The organism is Candidatus Hydrogenedentota bacterium, assembly GCA_016791475.1.
Taxonomy (GTDB): domain Bacteria; phylum Hydrogenedentota; class Hydrogenedentia; order Hydrogenedentales; family JAEUWI01; genus JAEUWI01.
In genome coordinates this window covers 19,023-42,403 of the sequence record JAEUWI010000018.1, presented here as the reverse complement: position 1 = coordinate 42,403, position 23,381 = coordinate 19,023, and the positions used below count along the sequence as shown (strand labels likewise).

The window sequence follows — 23,381 nt, the reverse complement described above, 5'->3', positions numbered from 1 at the left end:
TAACATACATAGGAAATCCTATGTATTGAGATCGATGTATAGGAGCTTCCGATGCCTTCAAATGCCGCCGCCGCCCGCGATGCCCTTACCGGCCTGCCGGGGCGCTCCGTCTTCGAGGCGGATTTCGCGGCGCGGATCGGCAGAAAATCAAAACAGCCCGCCGTGATTTCGCTGGCCGTGGTGGATATTGATCTCTTTGGCGCCATCAACGAGGTCCATGGCCGGGAAACCGGCGATGGTGTACTCTGTGATCTGGTGGCGGCGCTCACGGCTTGTCTGGCGGGCGAAGAGGCACTTTATCGTTTTGGCGGCGACGCGCTGGCGGTGATGCTGCCTGGGGTGGAGAAGGAGCAGGCCTTTTTGCGCATGGAAGCCTTTCGCAGTGGCTATGCGGGCGAGAGGACCCTTGCCTCGGGTCAGGTGGTGCCGGTGAGCATCAGTATGGGCCTGGCGGCCTATTCGGATGATGGCGTGAAGGCGCAGGACGTGGTGCACAAGGCCAACGAGGCGCTCTACCGCGCAAAAGTGGGCGGTCGCGATCGGATCTGTCTGGCGCGGGAGGAGAAGATGGTGACGAAGACGAGCCATTACATGCAGGGCCAGTTGCTCGGCCTGCGTCGGCTGGCGGAGCGGGAGAAGATCGGCGAGGCGCTGTTGCTGCGCGAAGCGCTGAACGATTTGCTGCGGAAATATAACGCATAGACAAGGAAGAGACGATGGCTGAGAAAACACGCTGCGGATGGGCCAAGGGCGAGCTGGACGTTCTCTACCACGACACGGAGTGGGGCGTTCCGGTGCACGACGACCGGGTACTGTTTGAATTTCTCACGCTGGAAGGCGCGCAGGCGGGTTTGAGCTGGAGCACGATCCTGAAGAAACGGGAGGGCTATCGAAAGGCTTTTGCCGACTGGGACGTGGCGAAGATTGCGAAGTTTACGGAGAAGGAGGAGCAGGTGCTGCGCGGCAACGCGGAAATCGTGCGGAACAAGTTGAAAATTTCCTCCACGGTGACCAACGCCCGGGCATTCCTGAAAGTCCAGAAGGAATTTGGCAGCTTTGACAAGTACATCTGGCAATTTGTGCAGGGTAAGCCCATTGTGAACCAGTGGAATTCCCTGAAGGACCTGCCCGCGAGTTCGCCGGTGTCCGATGCCATGAGCAAGGACCTGAAGCGACGCGGTTTTCGCTTCATTGGCACGACGATCTGCTACGCCTTCATGCAGGCGGTGGGGATGGTAAATGACCACACGAAGGATTGCTTTCGTTATCGAGAATTGACCGGACCAAAGCGCTAGCCACCAGGGAGCGCGTGCTTCAGTGAAAAATGGGTCCTATGGGACAAACGGGACGACCCATACGACCCATACGATCCATACGATCCATAAGACCCATAAGACCCATAAGACCCATAAGACCCATAAGACCCATAAGACCCATAAGACCCATAAATCACTAAGTCGCCGCGGGCGACCACAAAACACAAGCGACGCGAGGTAAGAAAACAATGGCCAGGAATATCTACGAAAAAATTTGGGATGCCCACGTGGTGGCGGAGCCGGAAGGCCAGGACACCATCTTGTACATCGACCGGCACTACGTGCACGAGGTCACTTCCCCCCAGGCCTTCGAGGGCCTGCGCTTGAACGGGCGCACCGTGCGCCGGCCCGGGCTGACTTTTGCCACGATGGACCACAACATCCCCACAACGGATCGCTCGATCCCGATTGCGGATCCGCTCTCCAAGCAGCAGGTGGAAACCTTAAAGGCGAACTGTGCGGAGACGGGCATCGTGTGCTTCGACATGCATGATCGCCGCAACGGCATCGTCCACGTCATCGGGCCGGAGCAGGGTCTCACCCAGCCGGGCATGACCATTGTGTGCGGCGACTCCCACACCTCGACCCACGGCGCCTTCGGCGCGTTGGCCCACGGCATCGGCACTTCAGAAGTGGAGCATGTCCTTGCCACGCAGACCTTGTTGCAGAAGAAGTCGAAGACCATGGAAGTGCGTGTCAGCGGAGTGCTTCCGGTGGGTGTGACGGCGAAAGACATCACCCTCGCGGTCATCGGCAAGATCGGCACGGCGGGCGGCACGGGCTACGTCATCGAATACACCGGCGACGCCATCCGCGCGTTGAGCATGGAAGGCCGCATGACGGTGTGCAACATGAGTATCGAGGCCGGCGCGCGCGCGGGCCTGATCTCGCCCGACGAGAAGACGGTGGCTTACCTCAAGGGCCGTCCCTACATCCCGACGGACCGCAACTGGGACGACATGGTGACGGAGTGGCGGAGCTGGGCTTCCGATGAAGGCTGCACCTACGACGTGGTGGTCGAGCTCAACGCGGCGGATATCGAGCCGCAGGTTACCTGGGGTACCTCGCCCGGCATGGTTAGTGGCGTGAGCGCGAAGACCCCGGTGCTTTCGGAGCTGGAAGGCAATGAACGCCTCGCCGCTGCGAGCGCGCTCAAATACATGGACCTCGGCGAGGGCGTGCCCCTGACCCAGATCAAAATCAACAAGATGTTCCTCGGCTCCTGCACGAACGGACGTTTGGAAGATCTCCGCGCCGCTGCGACTGTGGTAAAGGGTTATAAGGTCAACCCCAGCATCGACCAGGCCCTCGTGGTGCCGGGCTCCTATGAAGTGAAGAAGGCCGCCGAAGCGGAAGGGCTTGACAAGATCTTCAAGGAAGCGGGCTTTGAGTGGCGCGAGCCGGGCTGCTCGATGTGCCTCGCGATGAACGACGACATATTGCAGCCGGGCGATCGCTGCGCGTCCACGTCCAACCGGAATTTCGAAGGCCGACAGGGCAAGGGCGGACGTACCCACCTGGTCAGTCCGGCGATGGCGGTTGCGGCGGCGATTGAAGGGCACTTTGTCGACATTCGCGAATGGAAGTTTAACTGAGCGCGGACCAGTCCGCTGGAGTTTGAATCATGCAGAAATTCGTTACCTTGAAAGGTGTCGTGGCGCCCTTGGAAGCGCTCAACGTGGATACCGACCAGATCATTCCCAAGCAGTTCCTCAAGCGCATCGAGCGCAGCGGCTACGAGAGCATGTTGTTCTACGACTGGCGCTATCTTGCGGACGGCACCACGCCGAATCCCGAGTTTGAGATGAACGCACCGCGCTACACCGGGGCGAGCATCCTCCTGACCAAGGACAACTTCGGCTGCGGCTCCTCGCGCGAACACGCACCCTGGGCCCTCGACAACTACGGCATCCGTTGTATCATCGCGCCGTCCTTCGCCGACATCTTCTACAACAACTGCTTCAACAATGGCATGTTGCCCATCGTGCTCCCGACGGACGTGGTCGATGGCCTCTTCCCCGAAGTCCGCGCGCTGGATGGCTACAGCCTCGAAATCGATCTGCCGAGCCAGACCATCACGAAGCCCAATGGCGAGAAACTGAGCTTTGAGTTGAACGCCTTTCTGAAGGAGCGCTTGCTCAACGGCTGGGACCAGATCGGCCTCACGCTGTTGCACGATGAGGCCATCAGCGCCTATGAGAAGAAGCGCGGAATCGCATAATTTTTCTGGTAATTCAGTAGCGAGGTCCTGTGTCGGCTTTGGCACAGGGCCTCGCTTTTTTTGTATCCTCGTTCGCGAAGGAGTACGCCCGAGTGAACAGCGACGTACAGAAGCGAAGCGAAGTTGAAGTCCTTAGGAAGCGGGACTGGGCCGCGGCAATGGATTTGGCGCGGACAATAGAAACGCCATGGTACCGGTGTCAAGCGCTCGCATACCTGGCGAAAAGCACGGAAGACCAGAGCGAGAAAGATTCAGCGCTGCGTGAGGCATTTAATGTTGCGCTTTCCCATGAGGAGCCCAACCGGATTGTCTCCGTCTCCGCGTGGCCGCTTCGCGCACTGGTGGAGTCTGGACAAGCCGAGCACACCGCCGCCGAAGTCGAACGTCTTCTGAGTATCATCGCGACAGAGCCCAGTCCCGTACGCCGCGCCGATGCGTTGGAGTTGATGATGGGGGCCGTTGTGGCCGCGCCACGAGCAATCTTTGCCCGAGTGTTCCAGGCTTTTCTATCGGCTTGTCTTTCGCCTCTGTCCGGCGGTCGCCGTAACCGTCGGGGCCAGAGCCAGCTTTATGGCGCATTGCGTATCATCGCGGTTGTCGACTTTCCACTCGCCCGTGAGGTCGGTGGTCACATCACGGGACCTGAACTTTCCGAGCGTGTTCGCTCGCTATTTGAGATGTGGGAAGGGGACCCGCCGACGAGGGAAAACATCTATCCCCGTCTTTGATTCAGGGCCCGCGCGAGACAGCTATTTCCCGTGGCGGTAGAAATGATCCGGCTGTTCTTCCTTCGGCAGCAGGCGTTCGCGGGCGAACTGGGCGTGGCGCGTTTTCGGGGCGCGCTTGAGGATCTGGCGCAGGAGGTTGTGGCCCGCCTTCTGATCACCCAGATTCACTTCGAGTAACTCGGCCAGATGAAAGGACGCGCGGGCCCAGACGGCGTCGTCCTTGCCGAATTTCCCGCTGATCTCGCGGTAGGTGTCGGCGGCGTCGTAGTAGCGCTGCTCCCTGGTCTGGAGCCGGCCGATTTCAAAGAGGGCATGGGGGATCGTTGGCGCTTCGTTGAAATAGCGACGGTATTGGGTAATCGCGCCATCCACGTCGCCGCCGCGCTCCAGCGCCTTGGCCTTGCTGAAGTCGGTGTCGACGGAGGCGCCCGTGTCCAGGCCGAAGATGGCCTCCACGCCGCCTGTGGACGCCGCTTCAAGAAAAAAGCGCGCATAGATGATGGCGGGGATAAAACCGAGCACAAAGTTGATGTTGAGGAAACTGCTCGTGGCCATGAGGTCCCCGCGCGCGGAGATGGCGAGGGGCGCCGCGCCGAGGACATGAATCAACAGGGCGAGGCCAACCACGAGAAGGCCCGTGGCAAAACCCCGGCGCATGCGGCCCTCAAGACGCCGCCGGAGTACTTCACCGACTATCGCAAGGGCGGTGTCGGTGAGTAGAAGTATGAGTATGGGCAGGCTCAGGGGCAATTCCTTGGTTGATGATTCGGACGAATCAACCCTATGATCGGCATCGACAATGCGGATTTTTCACTTCAAATCGGGGCCGCTTCACCCACAAGCGCCCCCGCTTCGCTCCTCTGCTTGAAGGTGGCACCCGGAATGAACTCAATCGGGTTACGCCGCTATCAGCCTTTGATTGCACGCTTCAACAGATTTTCCATGATCCGCTGCACGCGCTCGTCCGGGCCATGGGGCCTGCTCCAGTGCGACCAGGGCAGGGTGTGTCCGGGGGGCGAGCTGAGGGCCTGCGACCAGAAGATCGTGGAGGCGTTGAACACGTAGTTGTCTCGGGGGCCGGGGTAGATGGTGGCGGCCCACTGCTGGGGCGTTTCGCCGCTGACAAAAGCCGTGCCACCCGCGACGACTTCCAATCCGGGAATGTCGGCGGGCATGCCGTGGTATTCCCACCCGATGAGGCCGGGGATGCGGTCGCCCTTCTTCACGCCGGTGCCTTCAAAAATCCAGTGTTCCGGCTTTTCGATGATCCAGTCGCCGCCGCCGTTGACCGGCTCCACATTGCGGGCGCCCATAAGCAGGCCCTCGTCGGGACCGTGCTCGGGGAAGGGGCCGTGGTCGCGCTGGCGTCCGGTGGCGTAATAGTTTTCCCCGCCATAGGGCCCCCCGCGGAAGATGATGCGGTTGGGTCGTCCGTCGCCGCTGTCGCGAAAGGGTGTTACCCAGCAGACGGCATTGCCCGAGAGAAAGAGGAGATTCACGCCCTCATCGCGCATCTTCACCACGCTGTTGAACTGGCGGATGTCCCAGTATTCGTCGTGGCCCACGCTGAGGAAGGACTTGCACTTCAGACCCCGATCGGGCGTGAGCATGTCGCTGTTCGAGCAATAGGCAACGTCGTAACCCTGCTGTTCCAGCCAGTAGGCCAGGGGAAACTCAAAGGGAAGGTACTCGCCCGAACCCATCGTCAGGGGATCGTTCACGATGGCGTTGAACTGGGATTCGCGGCCGTAGGGCCGGTCAAAGCTCACGTCGGCCCAGGGACCCTGTCCCCCCTTGGGGTGGGTGTAGATGGAGTAGTTGCTCGGCCAGCGGTTGTAAGCCTGCCAGGTGTTGTCGGAAACCTGAAAGAGAATATCCGCAGGGCGATTGTCCCGCACGATGAAGACGACATAACTCTGCCAGTAGGGCAGGTCATCGCTGCCGGGCAAGGTGGTGAGGCGGCCCAGGTAGACGCCGCTGAGCCAGTCCTGGGGAATGGTCAATTGCGTGGTGCTGGTCCACTGGCACTCGTGGAGATTCTTTTCGCCCTTTACGGGGTCCGGCTGCAAGACGCCCTCAAAGGGCCCCAATTCCTTAACAAGCCGTGCGCCCCGACCGCCGTAGTAGCCCGTGCGGAAGATCTCAAGTTTGAAAGGCTGGGGGGGATTGGTGGAGACCATGATGTCGAGGGTGTCGCCTGCTTCCAGGCTCTGCTTGGAGCAATACCCTTCAATCCAGGGCGAACGGAAGCCGCCGTCATCCGCGCGCACGCGCGTGAGCTGCCAGTCCGTCGCACCGGGCAGGGCGTTCTCGGTCTCTATCAAGTTCGGGGCCTCGCTCTTGCCTGGGGCCGCGCCCGCGGCCACCCGGGGCAGCAGGGGGGAAAAGGCGAATCCCGCCAGGGAAGAGAGAAAGTGGAATCGGGTGAATTTCATGGTCGAGTCTCGCATGGGCGTTGGGGTGACAAAATCATGCCACGACTCTAACGTTTATGAGGTGGAAAAAGCGAATGGGGATTGGGACGTTGCGGCGGCTGACAATGACCGCCAATCTGATGCGACGTGGAGTTGACAGGAAACTAAGGGGCGCGTCAACGTGGGTTGGGCTTCCAGCCTGACCTCACCATTGCCGCGTACCATTTGAGCTACCTGCTACTTGCGACCCTGGGCAAAAAAGATAGGCGAAAGGCGCTCTCGTTCGCAGTAGATTCCAGGTCAGGCTGGAAGCCCAACCCACGTTGGCGGGCAATGTTGGTTCAGTTTGCTGGAAGCTATTGACAGACGTCGAACCACTGTGGGATGCTGAAATACGCGGGGTAAGAACTATAGGAGCGAGCAGCCGTGGCAACGCAACAACTAGAATTATCTGAGCACGATTCCGAGTTCGTGCGCCGATGTGTGTCGGAAGGACGCTATAAAGACGCGAACGAGGTCGTCGAGGCTGGGTTGCGTCTCTTGGAGCAGCGGGAGGAGGAAGAGCGCCTTGCACTGGAACGTCTCCGGGCGGAGGTGAAGAAGGGGATGGATGATCTGGAGGCCGGGCGATATGTGGAGATTAATCGGCCCGAGGAGATGAGTTTAGTCTTCGACGAGGTAAAGCGCCGCGTAGCGGCCAGAGCGGTTGGGGCGGCGCTCGATGTCCAAGCGCCTCAGGTTTAGTGACGCGGCGCTGGAGGATCTGGCCGATATCCGCCAGTATACCGTGGCGTTCTTCGGCGCGCGTCAGGCGGAACGATACGAAGTGCTTCTTGGGCAGGCCTTCGCGGATATTGAAGAGGATCCGAACCGTCCTTACAGCAAGGCACGCCCTGACTTGGGTGACGGCTTTCGCAGCTACCGGGTAGAGTTAAGTCGGAACCGTAGCGGTTCCGGCGTGAAGAGTTCCCCGCACGTTGTCATATACGTGGAGCTCATGGAGCATGGCATTGGCGTCAGCCGAGTGTTGCATGACTCCATGGTCATGGAACGGCATATCCCACCGGAGCATCGTGATGGGCCGGAGGCCTTCGGGCACGATGAGGCGGAATAAGGGGATATCCGGTGAGTTGAAGCAAGCAGTGAAGTTCAATTGATTGTAGACATCTCCGCCTTGGTCATCGATTTGAAGCACTCGAGCTTTTCGACGAATTCCGCCATCGTGTCGGGAGCTGAGTCGGGGAGTGGCTGAAACAGGGCCAGGGCGTCGTCGTTATCTGCATGGATGACATAGATCTGCGCCAGGAGCTTGCGCGCGTGAGTGGCATCAGAGCTTTCATGAAGAAAGGCAACAAGGGTGTTGATTGCGGTGACGGTATCTCCATGGGCGAGTAGTCTCAGTGCTTTCCGATTGGTGCGGAGCTCATTTGGACATGGTTGAGGCTTTGAATCAACTCGGGGCCTTCGGATGAGATTGAACATGCCGATCGCGAAAACCGGGGCGAAACAAAAACAGAAGATGGCGAGTTTTGGGGCACGGTGTTGGATGAATAATCCCTGCATAACAGGAACCAAGGGGCTGAGAAGCATCAACAAGTAGCCGAGCACCTGATCAAATTGTTGCGAGAATGGCACGGAATAGCCACGTTCTGAAAAAAAGTGAACCGAGGAGCCAAATTCGTACTGGTGGTATTGTAGTTCGAAAGGACGGAAGTGTTCAGTTATGGACGCCAGTGAAGGGTTCTGTGCTCGGTCGTCTTTGATAGTCAAGCTGAAGACGCCGTCTTCGGTGTTGAATCGGAACTCAATGGCTGAGGTTGGGAAGCAGTGAACCAGGCACCATAGTCCAGTGGCAACCGTGGAGAACTCGATCAGAAAAAGTAGTGCGGGGGAACCGATGTCCAACCCGAAACGGGCGGACAGAGGGCCGAAGGAGACGAGAGTGAATAGCGCCGCAGTGAGTCCGTACCACAACATCTGAAAGTGGTAAGAAGGGCGAAGCTCCCGGGTGGCCCCCGTCATGGAAAAGCAACAAGTGACCAGTCGATATTTTCGGGCATAGTGGACCACGAGTGCGTTGCCGCGAAGCTCCAGCATGGCTGCGCCGGGGGCTCGGGAGCCGCCAGCACTTAGAACTTGAACTTCCGTCGTCAGAGTACGTTCTGTCATAAGGATGCCCCACAAACATTTTTATCGACGAATAGCTCACTCGTGTTAGTTTTAATCTGCCTGTCGGCGACGGGGACGTTGCCGACAGGCTGAATTTAGTTCGAGGTATGCCCCCTACAACACCCAGGGCTTCCGATACTCCGGATACAGCATTTTGCTCGCATCGGCATCGCCGATGATCCGCTCCGTATCCGGGTTCCACTGGATCTTTCGGCCGCTGTAGATAGCCACGTTGCACAGGTGGCCGACGGTGGCGGATCGGTGGGCGGTTTCGGCCGGGGTGATGGTCTCCTGCCGCGTGCGGATGCAGTCGAGGAAGTTGGCGATGTGGTTTCGGCTTTCGTAGAGGTGGACTTCGTTGTCGCCGATTTTCTGATCGACCAGGGCGGGATTGCTGGCGGTGGTCTCGCCGCGGGTGACGAAGATCCAGCCGTTGTCACCGATCCACTTTGTGCCGCCGGGGTGTTTGCTGCTGATGTTCATTTCCACGCCGTTGGCGTAGATCGCGGTGCAGTCGTACTCCGTCGGCGCGTTCCACAGGCTCTTCTTGTCGGGGATGATGCCCGTGCCCTCGACACTGATGGGGCCGGTGTGATCGCAGTTCATGCCCCAATGGGCGATGTCCACGTGATGTCCGCACCAGTCCATGATCCGCCCGCCGCCGTAGGCCATGATCCACCGCCAGTTTTTGTGGGTGCGTGCAGGGCAATAGGGCGCGACCTGCGCCGGCCCGAGCCAGCGGTCGTAGTCGAAGTAGTCGGGCGGCTGGACAAAGGCGGTCTGGTCGCCCGTCTTGGCGTAATCGGTGTAACCGTCGTAGAGGCCCACTTCGACGCGGGTCACCTTGCCGATGTAGCCGTTGCGCACGAGTTCGCAGGCGTGGCGGAAGTTCTCCACGGAGCGCTGCCAGCTTCCGGTCTGCCAGATGCAGTTGTTCTTCTCGACGGCGTCCACCATGGCGCGGCCTTCGGCCCAGGTGTGGGAGAGGGGCTTCTCTCCATAGATGTCGAAGCCCTTCTTCGCCGCGGCGATGGCGGGGATGGCGTGCCAGTGATCCGGCAGCGCGATACTGACGGCGTCTATATCCTCTTGCTCGTAGAGCTCTTCAAAATTCTTGTACGCCTTGCAGTCCTGGCTGCCGTAGGCCGTGTTCACCATGTTCTGCGCGGCAAGGAGGTGCTGCCGGTCCACATCGCAGACGGCAATCACGCGGCAATTGTTGTTGCCCAGAAAGCCTTCCATGTTGCTCGTGCCCTGCCAGCCCACGCCCACGGCGACGACATTGATCTTGTCATTGGCCCCGGGTCGTCCCCGTCCCGTGGTGGTACAGGCGGGGAGGAAGAGGGGGGCGGCGGTGGCTGCCGCCGCGCCTTTGAGAAAGTGGCGGCGTGAAATCGTTTTCTTCGCGGTCATGGGTTCGGCCTCACAGGTTCCCGGTTGTCAAAAGGGGTGGGTGGTCTGAAGGGCAGTGTAGCGGTCCCACGGGGACTTTTCAAGGCGCGGGGCCGGTCCCTAATTCGACTGGGTGGAGACGGCGGCGGCGCTGTCGAGGTGGGCGAGCTTGGCCGCCATGGCCGTTGCAATGTCCTCGGCCCGTTTCTTGGCGAGCGAGGCCCTGGGACCCTCGAAGCGGCTGTCGATCGTGCCTGAAAACAGCGCGAGCCACCGTTCGAAGTGGTGGGGCTCCATCGGGCTCTTCTGGTGCAGCAGGATATGGGGCATGAAGGCGTTTTCCCGATAACTCGGCATTCCCAGGATGATGGCGCACCAGAACCGGTAGAGCCGGGGCAGGTGCTCCTCGAGATTAATCTGGATCACTTCCGTGAAGAAGTGGCCAATGATGGAATCGGTGATCGCTATCGCGTAAAAGGAGTCCACGATATGGATAATGTCTTCCGGCGACTCGATATCGCGGCGGGCGGGTTGGGCGCTGTCCTGCAATGGGGTCATAGATTCCGGCTCCATTTAAGATGTATATATTATATATCTTATTCCCCCATTGCGCAAGCCCTGGCGTTGTCAGAGGTAACCATTGGCTTCCAGCCGCTGCAAATCCGCCTCGGAAAGGTCCTTCGCGGTGGACTGGTTGCGGGGCGTCTGCTCGTGCCAGGCGTTGAGTTGCTGGAGCAGGGCGTCGCGCTTTTCGGGGAAGTCGGCTGCAAGGTTGCGCTCTTCCCCGGGATCCTCCGCGAGGTTGTACAGCTCGATTTGGCCATCTCCATTGGCGATGAGCTTCCAGCCGCTCAGGATGATGCTTTGGCGTTGGGGCGGGCGCGTGGCGAGGGTTTCGCGTACCTTTTCGTCCCTCGGAACCTCACCGCCATACGTTTCAACAATTCGCGGCGTATCGCTTTCGGGCGGATGCCGACGCAGGTCCACGCCTATCATGCTGGCGGGCGGCGCTATGCCTGCGAAATTGAGGAGGGTGGGGGCGATATCGACACCGCGAACGGGGGCCTTGCTGCGACCCGCCTCGATGCCGGGTCCGTGAATAAGGAGGGGAACGTGCATCGTGGTCTGGTAGAGATACCGCGAGTGACCCCATTCTCCGTGCTCCCCCAGTCCCTCGCCGTGGTCCGCCGTAAAGACGATGTAGGTATCCTCCTTTGGCAGGGCATCGAGGAGACGCTGGATCTGCTGGTCTACAAAGGCCACTTCGGTCTGATAGCGCTCCTCCGGCGGATCGACGCGTTTCTTCCCGTCGTTTTGGCCGAGCTGATCGGCGAAGCCACGCTTGCTTAGATAAGGCGCATGTGGATCCATGTAGTGGACCCAGAAAAACATCGGCCTGGCGGAATCCCGTGCGGCCAGCCAGGCCAAGGCCCGGTTGGTGACGACATCCGCCGTCATTTCGTGGCGCTCCTTGCCAAAGCGACCCGTGCCGAAATCGGCGTCGTAGTGCGCGAAGCCCTGTTGCAGATTGGACAGCTTGGGCTTGAGATTCCAATTGCTGACAATCGCGGCCGTCTCATAGCCCGCCGTGGCGAAGATCATGGCGGTCGTGGGCGTACCGTCGGGCATGGGAACCCCGTTGCGAATCGCGCCCGTGACGCGGGGCAGGCGGGAGGCGTGCATGGCGATGAGGGATGGCCCAGTCTGGGGCTGTTCGCAGAGCATGTCTTCAAAGAGGAGGGACTTCGCCGCGAGACGATCCAGGTTGGGCGTTGTGTTGCGCTCGAAACCGTAGGCACCGAGGTGATCGGCGCGGAGCGTGTCCACGGTGATCAGGACCACATTGGGGGCCGCGAGGCTGCTGAGCAGCAGGGGAAGTACTATGAGGTTCATGGCACACACCAATGGGTCGTATGGGTCGTATGGGTCGTATGGCGCCAGTTTTTCACAGGACCCCAAAGACCCATTTCGACTACCTGGTCAACGTTTGTACTATTCCCACTCGATCGTGCCCGGGGGCTTGGAGGTCACATCGTAGAGCACGCGATTGATGTGCTTCACCTCGTTGCAGATCCGATTGCTGGCGCGCTGGAGCACTTCGGGGGGAAAGCGGAACCAGTCGGCGGTCATGGCGTCTTCCGAGGTGACAGCGCGAAGGCTGCACACTTCTTCATAGGTGCGTTCGTCGCCCTGCACGCCCACGCTGCGGACGGGCAGCAGGCACACCAGAGCTTGCCAGATGGCGTCGTAAATCCCCGCCTTGCGGATTTCGTCGATAAAGATGGCGTCGGCCTCGCGGAGTGTGGCAAGGCGCTCGCGGGTGATGGCGCCGATGCAGCGCACCCCCAGGCCGGGGCCGGGGAAGGGATGTCGACCGACAATTTCTTCGGGGAGGCCCAACTCACGGCCCAGTTCGCGCACTTCGTCCTTAAAGAGTTCGCGCAGGGGCTCGAGGAGCTGCATGTTCATCTTTTCGGGGAGACCGCCCACGTTATGGTGGCTCTTGATGGTGACGGAGGGGCCACCGGTCGCGGAGACGGACTCAATCACGTCGGGGTAGAGTGTCCCCTGGGCGAGGAAGTCCATGTGCCCCGCCCGCGTGGCCTCTTCCTCGAATACTTCCACGAACAGGTTGCCGATGATCTTGCGTTTGCGCTCGGGATCCTCGATGCCGGCGAGGGCGTCGATGAAGCGATCCGACGCGTCCGCGTAGACCAGATTGATGTGGAAGTTATCGCGGAAAACGTGCTGCACCATCTCGGCCTCGCCCTTGCGGAGGAGACCGTTGTTTACAAAGACACAAGTGAGGTTGTCGCCGATGGCCTTGTGAATGAGGGCGGCGGCCACGCTCGAGTCCACACCGCCGCTGAGGCCGCAGAGAACCTTGCGATCGCCGACCTGCTCGCGGATTTGCTCGAGTGCGAGATCGACGAATGAGCCCATATCCCAGCTTGCGCCGCATCCGCAGATGTTGTGCACGAAGTTCGAGAGCATCTGGGCGCCCTGGGGCGTGTGCACGACCTCCGGGTGGAACTGGACGCCGTAGCGCTTGTTCTCCACATCGGCGATGGCGGCATAGGGTGAATTCTCGGTGCGGCCAATCGTCTTGAAGGAATCCGGCAACTGGGTGATCTTGTCCCCGTGGCTCATCCACACCTGGGTATGGTTATTGATATTGGCCAGGAAGCCCGTGGCGTCGTCGTGGTTCAGGTGGGCGATGCCGTATTCACGTTCGTTGGCCCGCTCCACTTTGCCGCCGAGCATATCGGCGAGTAACTGCACGCCATAGCAAATGCCCAGGATGGGTACACCGAGATCGAACACACCGGGGTCGGGCTTGGGCGCGCCGGGGGCGTGGACGCTGGCGGGACCGCCGCTGAAGATGATGCCGGCGGGATCCGCAGCCTTGATATCGGCCAGCGGCATGTTGAAGGGCATGATCAGGCTGTAAACGTTGGCCTCGCGGACGCGCCGCGCGATGAGTTTGCTGTACTGCGCGCCAAAGTCGAGCACGACGATGGGCTTTCCGATTCCCTGCATGGCTAATTCCTTATCCGGCGCATTCGCGCGCCGATCAGCGGGAGACCTGATAGTTGGGGGCGTCTTCCGTGATCGTGACGTCGTGGGGGTGGCTTTCGCGCAGGCCCGCCGAGGTGATTTCGATAAAGGTGGTGTTGGTCTGCATGGCGGCGATATCGACGCAGCCGCAGTAACCCATGGAGGCGCGGAGGCCACCGACGAGCTGGTGCACGTAGTCGGCCAAGGCGCCGCGATAGGGGACGCGGGCTTCGATGCCCTCGGGCACAAGCTTCTGGGGCTCGGCGTCAAACTGCATGTAGCGGGTCTTGCTGCCTTTCTGCATGGCCTTGATCGAACCCATGCCGCGTACCACCTTGAAGGTGCGGCCCTCGAAAAGCAGCGTTTCCCCGGGACTTTCCTCGGTGCCCGCGAAGAGCCCGCCAATCATGGCGGTGTCGGCACCGCCGGCGATGGCCTTGGCGATGTCGCCACTGTACTTGATGCCGCCGTCGGCAATCACCGGTATGCCCGCTTCGCGACAGACATCGGCCACATCCATGATGGCCGTGAGCTGGGGCACGCCCACCCCCGCGACGACGCGGGTGGTGCAGATGGAGCCGGGGCCCACACCCACTTTAACGGCGTCGGCGCCCGCGGAGATGAGATCGCGGGCGGCTTCCGCCGTAACGATATTGCCCGCGATGAAATCGGTGTCGGGAAAGGTGTTCTTCATCATGCTGACGGTCTTCAACACCATTTCGGAATGGCCATGGGCACTGTCGATGACCAGCACGTCCACCCCCACGTCGATCAGGGCCTGGGCGCGATCTTTCTCGCCGGGGCCCACGCCCAGCGCCGCGCCCACGCGGAGGCGGCCAACGGCGTCGGTGCAGCGGTTCGGGAAGTCCTTGGCCTTCTTGATGTCCTTGATGGTCAGGAGGCCCTTGAGCTTGCCGTCGGCGTCCACGATGGGCAGCTTCTCGATACGGTGCTTGTGGAGAAGCTGAATCGCCTCTTCATGGCTTGCGCCGGGCGCCAGGGTTACCAGCTTGTCCTTGGGCGTCATGGAACTCGAAATGGGCCGGGAATAATCCTGCTCGAAGCGGAGATCGCGGTTGGTCAGGATACCCACCAGGTGGCCGAAACCGTCCGTGATGGGCACGCCGGAGATGTGGTAGCGCGCCATGAGATTCTCGGCGTCCTGGAGCTTGTCATCGGGCTTCAGGGTGAAGGGATCGGTAATGGTGCCCGACTGCGATCGCTTGACCTTGTCCACTTCCTCGGCGTGATCGTCTATGCTGAGATTCTTGTGGATAATCCCTATTCCGCCTTCCTGGGCGATGGCGATGGCCAGGCGCGCCTCGGTGACGGTGTCCATCGCGGCGGACATGAGGGGAATATTGAGCGAAATCTTGCGCGTGAGCCGGGTCTGAAGCTTGACGTCGCGTGGAAGGACATTGGAGCGGGCCGGCCGCAGGAGAACATCGTCGAAGGAAAGGCCTTTGGATATACGAGGATGGTTGCTCATGGTGACTTCCAGGGGGTTGTTGCATGCCGTCATGCCCCAGCCCGAAGCCAATGGGTGCTCCGGGTGCAATATTATAGGTATTCTGAGTTGCCCGTTCAAATTTCGGGAGTTTCGCGGGACTTCGGGTGCACGGCGGGACCGCCGTGGCGCCGGGAGCGCCCGGCCGAGGTTCGGCCCCCACCCGGTTTAAAGGCCCGACGCTATTCTGATATACTTCACCGGTTTACATGGATGCAGTTGCCCGGGCCCTGGCTGCCCGCGCCCGGGCCGCGCGTTTGCCGCCTTGCACGAAGCCAAGCAAAACCCTCGGATAGATTCACAATGGAAAAACTGTACGTTTCCAGAGATGGTCTGGAAAAGCTGAAACAGGAACTGAAGGAGATGAACACGCGCCGCATGACGGTGGCCAATGCCATCGAGCACGCGCGTTCGCTGGGGGACTTGAAGGAAAACGCCGAATACCACTCCGCCAAGGAGGAGCAGGCCATGCTCCACGCCAAAATCAAGGATGTGGAAGACAAGATCGCCCGCGCCGAAGTGCTGGAGGAGCAGGACATTGACACCAGCCGGGCCTATATGGGCGCGACGGTCCGGGTGCTGAACACGAAGACCAAAAAAGAGATTTCCTACCAGCTCGTGAGCCCCGTGGAGGCGGATATGGCGAACGGCCGGATCTCGACCGCCTCCCCCGTCGGTCGCGCCATTCTGGGGAAGGCGGTTGGTGAAGAGGCCGTGGCCACGGTGCCCGCGGGCGATCTCGTGCTGAAGGTGCTCGACATAACTTACTGAGATACCGGGCGCGGTCCGGGTGTATTGCAAGCTCAACGCTGATTTTGATCGAAAATTTTACGACGTAGTCCAGGTGTGCCATGCCCAAGAGAACCGACATTAACAAAATATTGCTGATTGGATCCGGACCGATTGTCATCGGGCAGGCCTGCGAGTTTGACTACTCCGGCACCCAGGCGTGCAAGGCCCTTCGGGAAGAGGGCTACACGGTCGTTCTCGCGAACAGCAATCCGGCTACGATCATGACCGACCCGGAAACGGCGGATCGCGTTTACATCGAGCCCCTCACGGTGGAATTCCTGGAGCGAATCATCGAGCGCGAACGACCCGACGCGTTGTTGCCCACGGTGGGCGGTCAGACGGCGCTGAATCTGGCGGTGGGCCTTGCGGAACGGGGCATTCTCGAAAAGTATAACTGCGAGCTCATCGGCGCGAAGCTCCCGGCCATCCGCAAGGCGGAAGATCGGGGCGAGTTCAAAGAAGCCATGATCAAGATTGGCCTCGACGTGCCCCGCAGTCAGGTGGTCCATACGCTGGAAGAGGCCCGTGATTTCGGTGCGGAGGTGAACTATGCCGCCGTGATTCGACCCGCCTTCACCATGGGCGGTTCGGGCGCGGGCCTCGCCTTCAACAAGGACGAATTCGAGGCGGCGGTGAAGTACGGCCTGGAAATGAGCCCGGTTACCGAGGTGCTCATTGAAGAGTCCATTATCGGCTGGAAAGAATACGAGCTCGAGGTCATGCGCGACCTCAACGACAACGTGGTGATCATCTGCTCCATTGAAAATGTGGACCCCATGGGCGTGCACACGGGCGACAGCATCACGGTGGCCCCGGCGCAGACCCTCACGGACAAAGAGTATCAGGCCATGCGCGATGCGGCCGTGGCCATCATTCGAGAGATCGGCGTGGATACGGGCGGCTCCAACGTGCAGTTTGCCGTGGATCCGAAATCCGGCCGCATGATCGTCATCGAAATGAATCCGCGCGTTTCACGCAGTTCCGCGCTGGCCTCCAAGGCCACGGGTTTCCCCATCGCCAAGATCGCGGCCAAGCTGGCCGTGGGCTTTTCACTGGATGAGATCCGCAACGATATCACGCGCGAGACACCGGCCTCGTTTGAGCCCACCATCGACTATGTGGTCACCAAGATCCCGCGCTGGGCCTTCGAGAAATTCCCCGGCTCCGAACCGAACCTCAGCGTGCAGATGAAGAGCGTGGGCGAGACCATGGCCATCGGCCGCACGTTCAAGGAATCCCTGCAGAAGGGACTGCGCGGCCTCGAAATCGGCCGCAGCGGCTTCGTGGGGGATGGCGCGTTCAAATCGTTGACCGGCAAGTCCGACGGCGAAAAAGAGAAAAAGGCCCTGCTGACCGCGATGCGCCGCCCGACGCCGGATCGCATGGCCCATGTGGCCGAGGCCCTGCGCCTGGACGCGACGGTGGAGGAGATCTATCAGGCGACGGGGATCGATCCCTGGTTTGTCCGGCAGATGAAGGAAATCGTCGACGAGTACAAGGCCATCGAAACCGCCAATCCGGACGACCCGGCGGTGCTGCGCAAAGCCAAGGAAATGGGCTTCTCCGATCATCAGCTCGCCCGGCTCTGGAGCAAATCGCCGGACGCCGTGCGCGCCAAGCGCAAGAAACATGGCATTGTGCCCGTGTATCGGCTGGTGGATACTTGCGCGGCGGAGTTTGAAGCGTACACGCCCTACTACTACTCTTCCTATGGCGACGAAGACGAGTTTATGGGCACGGACAAAGAGCGGATCATCATCCTCGGCGGCGGCCCCAACCGCATTGGCCAGGGTATTGAATTCGACTATTGCTGCGTCCACGCCGCCTTCGCCTTGAAGGAAGATGGCTACGAGACCATCATGGTCAACTGCAATCCCGAGACGGTTTCCACGGACTATGACACGTCGGACAGCCTCTTCTTCGAACCGGTCACCTTTGAAGACGTGATGAATATCATTGATCGCGTGAAACCCAAGGGCGTTATCGTGCAGTACGGCGGCCAGACACCGCTCAATCTTGCCGAGCGCCTGGAAGCCGCGGGCGCGCCCATCATCGGCACCTCCCCCGACAGCATCGCGCGGGCGGAAGACCGCAAGCGTTTCCGCGACGTGGTGGAGAAGCTGGGCCTCCTTCAGCCGGCCAATCAGACGGCCGTGTCCTTTGAAGAGGCGGCGGAGATCGCCGGCGAAATAGGCTATCCCGTGGTCGTGCGGCCTTCCTACGTGCTGGGCGGTCGCGCCATGGAAATCGTCTACGATCAGGAGTCGCTCAGCCGCTACATGACCTTCGCGGTGGAGGCCTCCCCCGATTCGCCGATCCTCATCGACAAGTTCCTGGAAAGTGCGGTGGAACTGGATGTGGACGCCATCTCCGACGGAACCACGGTCGTGGTCGCGGGCATCATGCAGCACATCGAAGAAGCGGGCGTACACAGCGGCGACAGCGCGTGCATTTTGCCGCCCTACGATCTGGATCCCGCGCTGATCGAGCGCGTCCGTCAGCAGACCCGCGCCCTGGCGCTGGAGCTCAACGTTATCGGTTTGATGAACATCCAGTTCGCCATCCGCGACAACGACATCTTCCTGCTTGAAGTGAACCCGCGCGCGAGCCGCACGGTACCCTTCGTGAGCAAGGCCATTGGTGTGCCGTTGGCGAAACTAGCCGCCAAAGTCATGGCGGGCAAAACCCTCGCCGAGCTGGGCTTCACCGAAGATCCGGTACCTAACTACACCTCCGCCAAGGAAGTGGTGCTGCCCTTCATCAAATTCCCCGGTGTGGACATTCTCCTCGGGCCGGAAATGCGCAGCACCGGCGAGGTGATGGGCATCGACCAGAACATGGGCCTCGCCTTCGCCAAGAGCCAGATTGCAGCCGGCAGCACCGTGCCCATGAGCGGAACCGTGTTCATCAGCTTGAACGAGCGAGACAAGAAAAAAGTCGGTTCCCTTGGGAGAGACCTCGCCGCCCTCGGCTTCAAGTTCCTGGCCACCGACGGCACCGCCGCCATCCTGCGCCAGGACGGCATCGAAGTGGAGGAAGTGTTTAAGGTTGGCGAGGGTCGTCCAAATATCGTGGACCAGATCATCAACAAGAGCGTGGACTGGATCATCAACACCCCGATGGGCGCGGCCTCCAAGCACGACGAAGTGGCCATCCGCCGCACGGCGCTGGAGAACAATATCCCCACCATGACCACCCTCGCCGCGGCCCGCGCCGCCGTGCAGGCCATCCGCGCGTTGAAAGAAGGCGACCTCGCCGTCATCTCGCTTCAGGAATATCACGCGATGGGGAAGAAATAGTATTCCCGACTTGGGTGCACTATCCGAATAAACACGAGGTCGGCCTGCGTGGCACTTGGTTTGCCATCGCAGGCCGACCTATTTCTGGTGCCTGAAAACATCGATAAGGACACTCAACTCAGCGTATCTCGAGTTCCCTCCAAACAACCGTAGAGCGCCCCGCAAGGTCGGTGGTTACAGCCCGCAGGCGATACTTGCCCGGCTGTGTGAAATGCAGAGTCGCCTCGGCCTTGAACTCGCCGCTGCCCTCAATCGCGGCTGGCGCAAAGTCGATCTCCGGTCCGCGAAATGCATAGTCTTCCTTATTCGGACCGTAGACTTCCCAGAGCACTTGCAGCTTCTGGTGGACGCCGTTATTGTCGGGCAGGGGGGCATAATAGACCGGTGCGCTGCCTTCCCGTACCTTCGCCGACACCGCGATGGAGCATGGCGCGGCATCGCTCGTCGCAGCAAGTGTGACTTCCAGTTGTGGCGCATCTCCAGCGGGCCTGTCCGGGATTCGCGGTCCATCCTGAATCGTTGTCTGGCCGCCGGTCATGACTTCGACTTTGCCGTCTTCCAGGACGCGCACGATTTCGCGATAACCCTGCTCCTCGATCTTTACCTGTGGCAGATCCCACAACAGATCAAAGGCCACGCCCTGGCGGATACAGCGCTCGATTTCCGTGAAGGAATTGCCCATGACCGTCCTGTAGGTCTTGCCTACGCGATTGACGCGCTCCAGGTTAAGTTCGGGCAAGCCCCACAGTGGCCCCTTGCCCATGTGGACATGGCCGAGGCTGTAGCCGGGCGGCAGCAGGATGGCCACCTCGGCGGCGCGGAGCAGACGGGGCAGATCGCGATCCGGGTAGTCCTTTGCCAGGGCGGAGAGGTGCCGGGTGCGGTCGAGCACTTCGGTGAAGGGCACGCAGGCCGTCATCGCGCTGTCCCAGTAGAAAAACCGCGTGGCGCCGCATTCGTAGGCGCGGGAAATGAAGGCGGCGGATTCCGTCCGGTCCACGCCGCCGTAGGTGCTGATGCCCCATTGCTTGCCGCTCACGCGGGCCGCGCCCCGCACGAAGCCGATGATGATATCGATGAAATGGTCGCTGCCGGTCACCGGGATCTGGCAGCCGAAGCTCATGTTCATCTCAGGCAGCGTACGGCGCGTTCCCAGTCGGCCCGGTGGTTCGAAGACGATGGCGTCGGGTGTTTCGGGATGAAAGAGCAACTCGTAGGCTGCGGAGCTTACCATCGTCTCCCAACTGTAGATGTTCGGCTGGACAAAACTCATCGTGCCGAGGTCGACATCAGGGCGGCCCGCCAGGCTCTTCACGAATTGTGTCGGCGCGCCGTTCGCGATGGTTTCCGCGTACAGCTTTTCCAGCTCCGCCATGGCGAGCTGGGGTGTGACGGTCCGGCGCAGGGACTCGTCCTCCTTGAAGCGCGGCCGCAGGACGTAATCGCGCACATGGACGGAGGGCTCGTCCAGGAACAATGCTGGTCCAATGTAGAGCGGGCGGTAGAGGCATTCAGGGTAGGGCATTTCGGAGCCGCCGCCCCAATAGAATACCCCGGCGTTGTCAAACCACTCCGCCTGCGCCGCGTCCGCGCTGAAGCAGTTGAGACCCGCGTCCATCATGGTCTTGAAGTCGTCCTCGGTCAGCGGGACGTACTCGTAATCCGAGCCATCGTGGCGGCGTGTCTCATCCACCTGGCGCGTGTTGTGCGGAACGCCCGTGAGCACGTCGGGCCGGAGGTGGCGAACAACGGGCTCTGCGGGCAGTTGCAACTGGCCATTCGTGACGTCGGAACGATCATATCGATGGCCCAGGTAGGTTACCGCCGCTGGCAGGGGCCACGCCGCCTCCACATCGGGCGCGGCAAGCGGAAAGAGAAATGACCGTGCTCCGTTCGTGGGGAGTACGGCAAATTCAGTCACGGCGTGACGGTACTCGACCGGAACAGACGTTCCTTCCTGCAGGAGATAGCGGAAGACGGTGTACTGTGAATTGGTCGGGGGACCCTGGCACAGCGCCCAGACCGAAAACCGGTCTCCATTCTTCTTTGTGGCTTCCAACTGGAGCCATTGCCCTTCCGCCCCCTTCCATGCGTCGGTGGGGCCCAACGTCACGACGAAATGCTCAACCACCGAAGTGGCATCTTTTCGGTGGTCACCGATGTGATAGGCGGCAGAGAGGCCCGGTTCGCCCAGGGGCATCTGAGCCCGGGCCGATGGTGGGACGGTCGCAACGAACAGGCAAATTGCAGCAATAGTCAGCGTGGTGCGCAGAAACATGTCAGCCTCTCTGGTTGATTCGGTGGCGGCGAAACAGCATTATCCATTGTACGGCGAAACGGACGCCCGGAGATAATCGCGAGATAGCCACCACAGAATCATGGCACCCGACTGTAATCTGTCGGGTCTAACCGCGCAATGGGCTCTAGCGTTGCCGCCTGCTGCGGCGTTTCTATTTATTTCCTCAACCGGGAATCGGGTCAAGGAACCGGAGACACAACATGATACGCAAAATGGCGCTGATCGCAGTCACAGCATGCTTCCTGGTCCAGGCCGAAGGGCAGCAACTGGCCTTCCCCGGCGCGGAGGGCTATGGCCGATTTGCGAAGGGCGGGCGCGGGGGCGATGTCTACCACGTCACCCAGCTTGGCGACAGTGGACCGGGTTCGTTGCGCGAAGGCATCGAAACGGCCTCGGGGCCGCGCACCATTGTCTTCGAGGTGTCCGGCACTATCGCGCTGAAGTCTATCCTTCGCATTGAAGGGAAGGGGCTGACCATCGCGGGCCAGACTGCGCCGGGCGAGGGCATTACGATTCGCGACTACAACCTTCACCTGCGCGACGCTTCCGATTTCATCGTTCGCTTCATCCGCCTGCGCCTCGGCGATCAGAACAAGAAGGGCGACGAAGCGCCGGATGCTTTGACCGTGGATCGCTGCGAGAATTTCATACTCGACCACATGTCCATGAGCTGGGGCGTGGACGGCAACTGCGACACACGCGGATGCAAGGACTACACGATCCAGTGGTCCATTTTCAGCGAGGCCCTCCACGAGAGCATTCACCCCGAGGGGGGGCATGCCATGTGCGCCTCCTTTCGCGGCCCGCTGGGCGATGGCACAATCCACCACAATATTTTTGCTTCCAGCCGCGACCGACATCCCACCATCGGCGGTTCGGTGAAAGATCCCCAATGGATCATCGACTTCCGGAATAACGTCATCTTCAACTGGAGCGGCGCAGCCAACGTTTGCGACAACCAGGTGAATCTGGTCAATAACTACTTCAAGCCCGGCCCCGAAACCGACCCAGGGCGACAGCCCGTGGCGATGAAAGCCAGCTTGCCGGACAAGGCAAAAGGCTGGATGGGTGGCAACGTGTTTGAGGGCAACAAGGGCTGGACGAAGGACAACTACAGCGCCGTGGACATGAAATCGTGGCTAAAGCCGGACTCGGGCTACAAATACGCGGGCACGGTAGAGGATTGGAGTGTGGATCAGCCCTACGACCTCGGTGAAAACACCCCAAAAACACAATCCGCCGAAGAAGCCTGCGCCATCGTTCTCGACCGCGCCGGGGCGTCCCAAGCCCGCGATGCTGTGGACCAGCGCTTCATCGCCGATCTCCGCAATGGAAAAGGAAAGCTGATCAACTCGCAGAAGGAAGTCGGTGGCTGGCCGGAGCTGAAGGGCGGAACAGCGCCGGAAGATAAGGACCGCGACGGCATGGCCGACGCCTGGGAGCGCGCGCATGGTTTGGACCCTGGGAATCCGGAAGATCGGAATGAAGTAGGAGAGGGCGGGTATACGCGGCTGGAGGCGTATTTGAATGGATTGTGCGCGCGGTAATACCTGACTGCGTATTCGGTCCCTCGAATCCACATGGCATCCTTCGCCCCGGGTGAATCGCCCTGCTTTGCGTCATTCCTGGAAGCGCATCGCGTCTCCAGTGCCGTTATCCTGCCTCGCAAAAGCTGCCGCTGTGCTT

At 60.7% G+C, this 23,381-nt stretch carries 19 protein-coding genes; 10 read left to right on the top strand and 9 right to left on the bottom strand.

The window, feature by feature from the left end:
• Positions 1–51 precede the first annotated feature (51 nt).
• From JNK74_11590 to JNK74_11570, 5 genes are all read left to right on the top strand, one after another.
• The gene (locus JNK74_11590) at positions 52–702 is read left to right on the top strand and encodes a GGDEF domain-containing protein (protein ID MBL7646822.1); all 651 of its coding nucleotides are present in this window, start codon (positions 52–54) and stop codon (positions 700–702) included.
• A 14-nt stretch (positions 703–716) separates the two neighbouring features.
• Positions 717–1,295 carry a DNA-3-methyladenine glycosylase I gene (locus tag JNK74_11585; GenBank protein ID MBL7646821.1) on the top strand — a complete coding sequence of 193 codons (579 nt, stop codon included), beginning with the start codon at positions 717–719 and terminating at the stop codon, positions 1,293–1,295.
• Positions 1,296–1,504: 209 nt separating this feature from the next.
• Positions 1,505–2,911 (top strand): 3-isopropylmalate dehydratase large subunit, encoded by a 1,407-nt coding sequence (leuC, locus tag JNK74_11580; GenBank protein MBL7646820.1) that lies wholly within the window; start codon positions 1,505–1,507, stop codon positions 2,909–2,911.
• 29 nt (positions 2,912–2,940) lie between these two features.
• On the top strand, positions 2,941–3,537 hold the full coding sequence (gene leuD / locus JNK74_11575) for a 3-isopropylmalate dehydratase small subunit (protein ID MBL7646819.1): 597 nt from the start codon (positions 2,941–2,943) through the stop codon (positions 3,535–3,537).
• 92 nt (positions 3,538–3,629) lie between these two features.
• On the top strand, positions 3,630–4,265 hold the full coding sequence (locus JNK74_11570) for a hypothetical protein (protein MBL7646818.1): 636 nt from the start codon (positions 3,630–3,632) through the stop codon (positions 4,263–4,265).
• A 21-nt stretch (positions 4,266–4,286) separates the two neighbouring features.
• On the opposite strand, the gene JNK74_11565 is transcribed toward JNK74_11570, so the two are convergent.
• Together JNK74_11565 and JNK74_11560 are read right to left on the bottom strand one after the other, a co-directional pair.
• The gene (locus tag JNK74_11565) at positions 4,287–5,015 is read right to left on the bottom strand and encodes a hypothetical protein (protein MBL7646817.1); all 729 of its coding nucleotides are present in this window, start codon (positions 5,013–5,015) and stop codon (positions 4,287–4,289) included.
• Positions 5,016–5,173: 158 nt separating this feature from the next.
• A complete protein-coding gene (locus JNK74_11560) occupies positions 5,174–6,700 on the bottom strand; it encodes a hypothetical protein (GenBank protein ID MBL7646816.1) in 1,527 nt (508 codons plus the stop codon).
• 450 nt (positions 6,701–7,150) lie between these two features.
• Here JNK74_11560 and JNK74_11555 point away from each other — a divergent pair, with 450 nt between their 5' ends.
• Complete coding sequence (locus JNK74_11555) at positions 7,151–7,423, top strand: type II toxin-antitoxin system ParD family antitoxin (GenBank protein ID MBL7646815.1); 273 nt, start codon at positions 7,151–7,153, stop codon at positions 7,421–7,423.
• On the top strand, positions 7,401–7,793 hold the full coding sequence (locus JNK74_11550; protein ID MBL7646814.1) for a type II toxin-antitoxin system RelE/ParE family toxin: 393 nt from the start codon (positions 7,401–7,403) through the stop codon (positions 7,791–7,793). Before JNK74_11555 ends, JNK74_11550 begins: the two co-directional genes overlap by 23 nt.
• Positions 7,794–7,828: 35 nt before the next feature.
• On the opposite strand, the gene JNK74_11545 is transcribed toward JNK74_11550, so the two are convergent.
• The 6 genes from JNK74_11545 to guaB form a co-directional block, all read right to left on the bottom strand.
• Positions 7,829–8,776 carry a tetratricopeptide repeat protein gene (locus JNK74_11545; GenBank protein MBL7646813.1) on the bottom strand — a complete coding sequence of 316 codons (948 nt, stop codon included), beginning with the start codon at positions 8,774–8,776 and terminating at the stop codon, positions 7,829–7,831.
• A gap of 186 nt (positions 8,777–8,962) precedes the next feature.
• The gene (locus JNK74_11540) at positions 8,963–10,261 is read right to left on the bottom strand and encodes a Gfo/Idh/MocA family oxidoreductase (protein ID MBL7646812.1); all 1,299 of its coding nucleotides are present in this window, start codon (positions 10,259–10,261) and stop codon (positions 8,963–8,965) included.
• A 99-nt stretch (positions 10,262–10,360) separates the two neighbouring features.
• Positions 10,361–10,798 carry a group III truncated hemoglobin gene (locus JNK74_11535; protein ID MBL7646811.1) on the bottom strand — a complete coding sequence of 146 codons (438 nt, stop codon included), beginning with the start codon at positions 10,796–10,798 and terminating at the stop codon, positions 10,361–10,363.
• Positions 10,799–10,867: 69 nt separating this feature from the next.
• Positions 10,868–12,133, bottom strand: coding sequence for a sulfatase (locus JNK74_11530; protein MBL7646810.1), 1,266 nt, complete (start codon positions 12,131–12,133; stop codon positions 10,868–10,870).
• Between the two features lie 99 nt (positions 12,134–12,232).
• On the bottom strand, positions 12,233–13,780 hold the full coding sequence (gene guaA / locus JNK74_11525) for a glutamine-hydrolyzing GMP synthase (protein MBL7646809.1): 1,548 nt from the start codon (positions 13,778–13,780) through the stop codon (positions 12,233–12,235).
• A 34-nt stretch (positions 13,781–13,814) separates the two neighbouring features.
• Positions 13,815–15,287, bottom strand: coding sequence for an IMP dehydrogenase (gene guaB, locus JNK74_11520; protein ID MBL7646808.1), 1,473 nt, complete (start codon positions 15,285–15,287; stop codon positions 13,815–13,817).
• Positions 15,288–15,608: 321 nt separating this feature from the next.
• On the opposite strand from guaB, the gene greA reads away from it, so the two are divergent.
• Together greA and carB are read left to right on the top strand one after the other, a co-directional pair.
• On the top strand, positions 15,609–16,076 hold the full coding sequence (greA, locus tag JNK74_11515; GenBank protein MBL7646807.1) for a transcription elongation factor GreA: 468 nt from the start codon (positions 15,609–15,611) through the stop codon (positions 16,074–16,076).
• A gap of 80 nt (positions 16,077–16,156) precedes the next feature.
• Entirely contained in the window at positions 16,157–19,396 is a 3,240-nt protein-coding gene (carB, locus tag JNK74_11510) for a carbamoyl-phosphate synthase large subunit (GenBank protein ID MBL7646806.1), read from the top strand.
• 118 nt (positions 19,397–19,514) lie between these two features.
• Here the strand turns inward: carB and JNK74_11505 are convergent, their stop codons facing one another.
• Positions 19,515–21,674: a hypothetical protein gene (locus JNK74_11505; protein MBL7646805.1), complete on the bottom strand. Its 2,160-nt coding sequence runs from the start codon at positions 21,672–21,674 to the stop codon at positions 19,515–19,517.
• Positions 21,675–21,895: 221 nt separating this feature from the next.
• Here JNK74_11505 and JNK74_11500 point away from each other — a divergent pair, with 221 nt between their 5' ends.
• Complete coding sequence (locus tag JNK74_11500) at positions 21,896–23,242, top strand: pectate lyase (protein MBL7646804.1); 1,347 nt, start codon at positions 21,896–21,898, stop codon at positions 23,240–23,242.
• The last annotated feature ends 139 nt before the right edge of the window (positions 23,243–23,381 follow it).

Bases quoted from the DNA above. Each gene is read 5' to 3' on its own strand.
- JNK74_11590 (MBL7646822.1), top strand. From the start codon at position 52: ATGCCTTCAAATGCCGCCGCCGCCCGCGATGCCCTTACCGGCCTGCCG.
- JNK74_11585 (MBL7646821.1), top strand. From the start codon at position 717: ATGGCTGAGAAAACACGCTGCGGATGGGCCAAGGGCGAGCTGGACGTT.
- leuC (MBL7646820.1), top strand. From the start codon at position 1,505: ATGGCCAGGAATATCTACGAAAAAATTTGGGATGCCCACGTGGTGGCG.
- leuD (MBL7646819.1), top strand. From the start codon at position 2,941: ATGCAGAAATTCGTTACCTTGAAAGGTGTCGTGGCGCCCTTGGAAGCG.
- JNK74_11560 (MBL7646816.1), bottom strand. From the start codon at position 6,700: ATGAAATTCACCCGATTCCACTTTCTCTCTTCCCTGGCGGGATTCGCC.
- JNK74_11550 (MBL7646814.1), top strand. From the start codon at position 7,401: ATGTCCAAGCGCCTCAGGTTTAGTGACGCGGCGCTGGAGGATCTGGCC.
- JNK74_11545 (MBL7646813.1), bottom strand. From the start codon at position 8,776: ATGCTGGAGCTTCGCGGCAACGCACTCGTGGTCCACTATGCCCGAAAA.
- JNK74_11540 (MBL7646812.1), bottom strand. From the start codon at position 10,261: ATGACCGCGAAGAAAACGATTTCACGCCGCCACTTTCTCAAAGGCGCG.
- JNK74_11535 (MBL7646811.1), bottom strand. From the start codon at position 10,798: ATGACCCCATTGCAGGACAGCGCCCAACCCGCCCGCCGCGATATCGAG.
- JNK74_11530 (MBL7646810.1), bottom strand. From the start codon at position 12,133: ATGAACCTCATAGTACTTCCCCTGCTGCTCAGCAGCCTCGCGGCCCCC.
- guaA (MBL7646809.1), bottom strand. From the start codon at position 13,780: ATGCAGGGAATCGGAAAGCCCATCGTCGTGCTCGACTTTGGCGCGCAG.
- guaB (MBL7646808.1), bottom strand. From the start codon at position 15,287: ATGAGCAACCATCCTCGTATATCCAAAGGCCTTTCCTTCGACGATGTT.
- greA (MBL7646807.1), top strand. From the start codon at position 15,609: ATGGAAAAACTGTACGTTTCCAGAGATGGTCTGGAAAAGCTGAAACAG.
- carB (MBL7646806.1), top strand. From the start codon at position 16,157: ATGCCCAAGAGAACCGACATTAACAAAATATTGCTGATTGGATCCGGA.
- JNK74_11505 (MBL7646805.1), bottom strand. From the start codon at position 21,674: ATGTTTCTGCGCACCACGCTGACTATTGCTGCAATTTGCCTGTTCGTT.
- JNK74_11500 (MBL7646804.1), top strand. From the start codon at position 21,896: ATGATACGCAAAATGGCGCTGATCGCAGTCACAGCATGCTTCCTGGTC.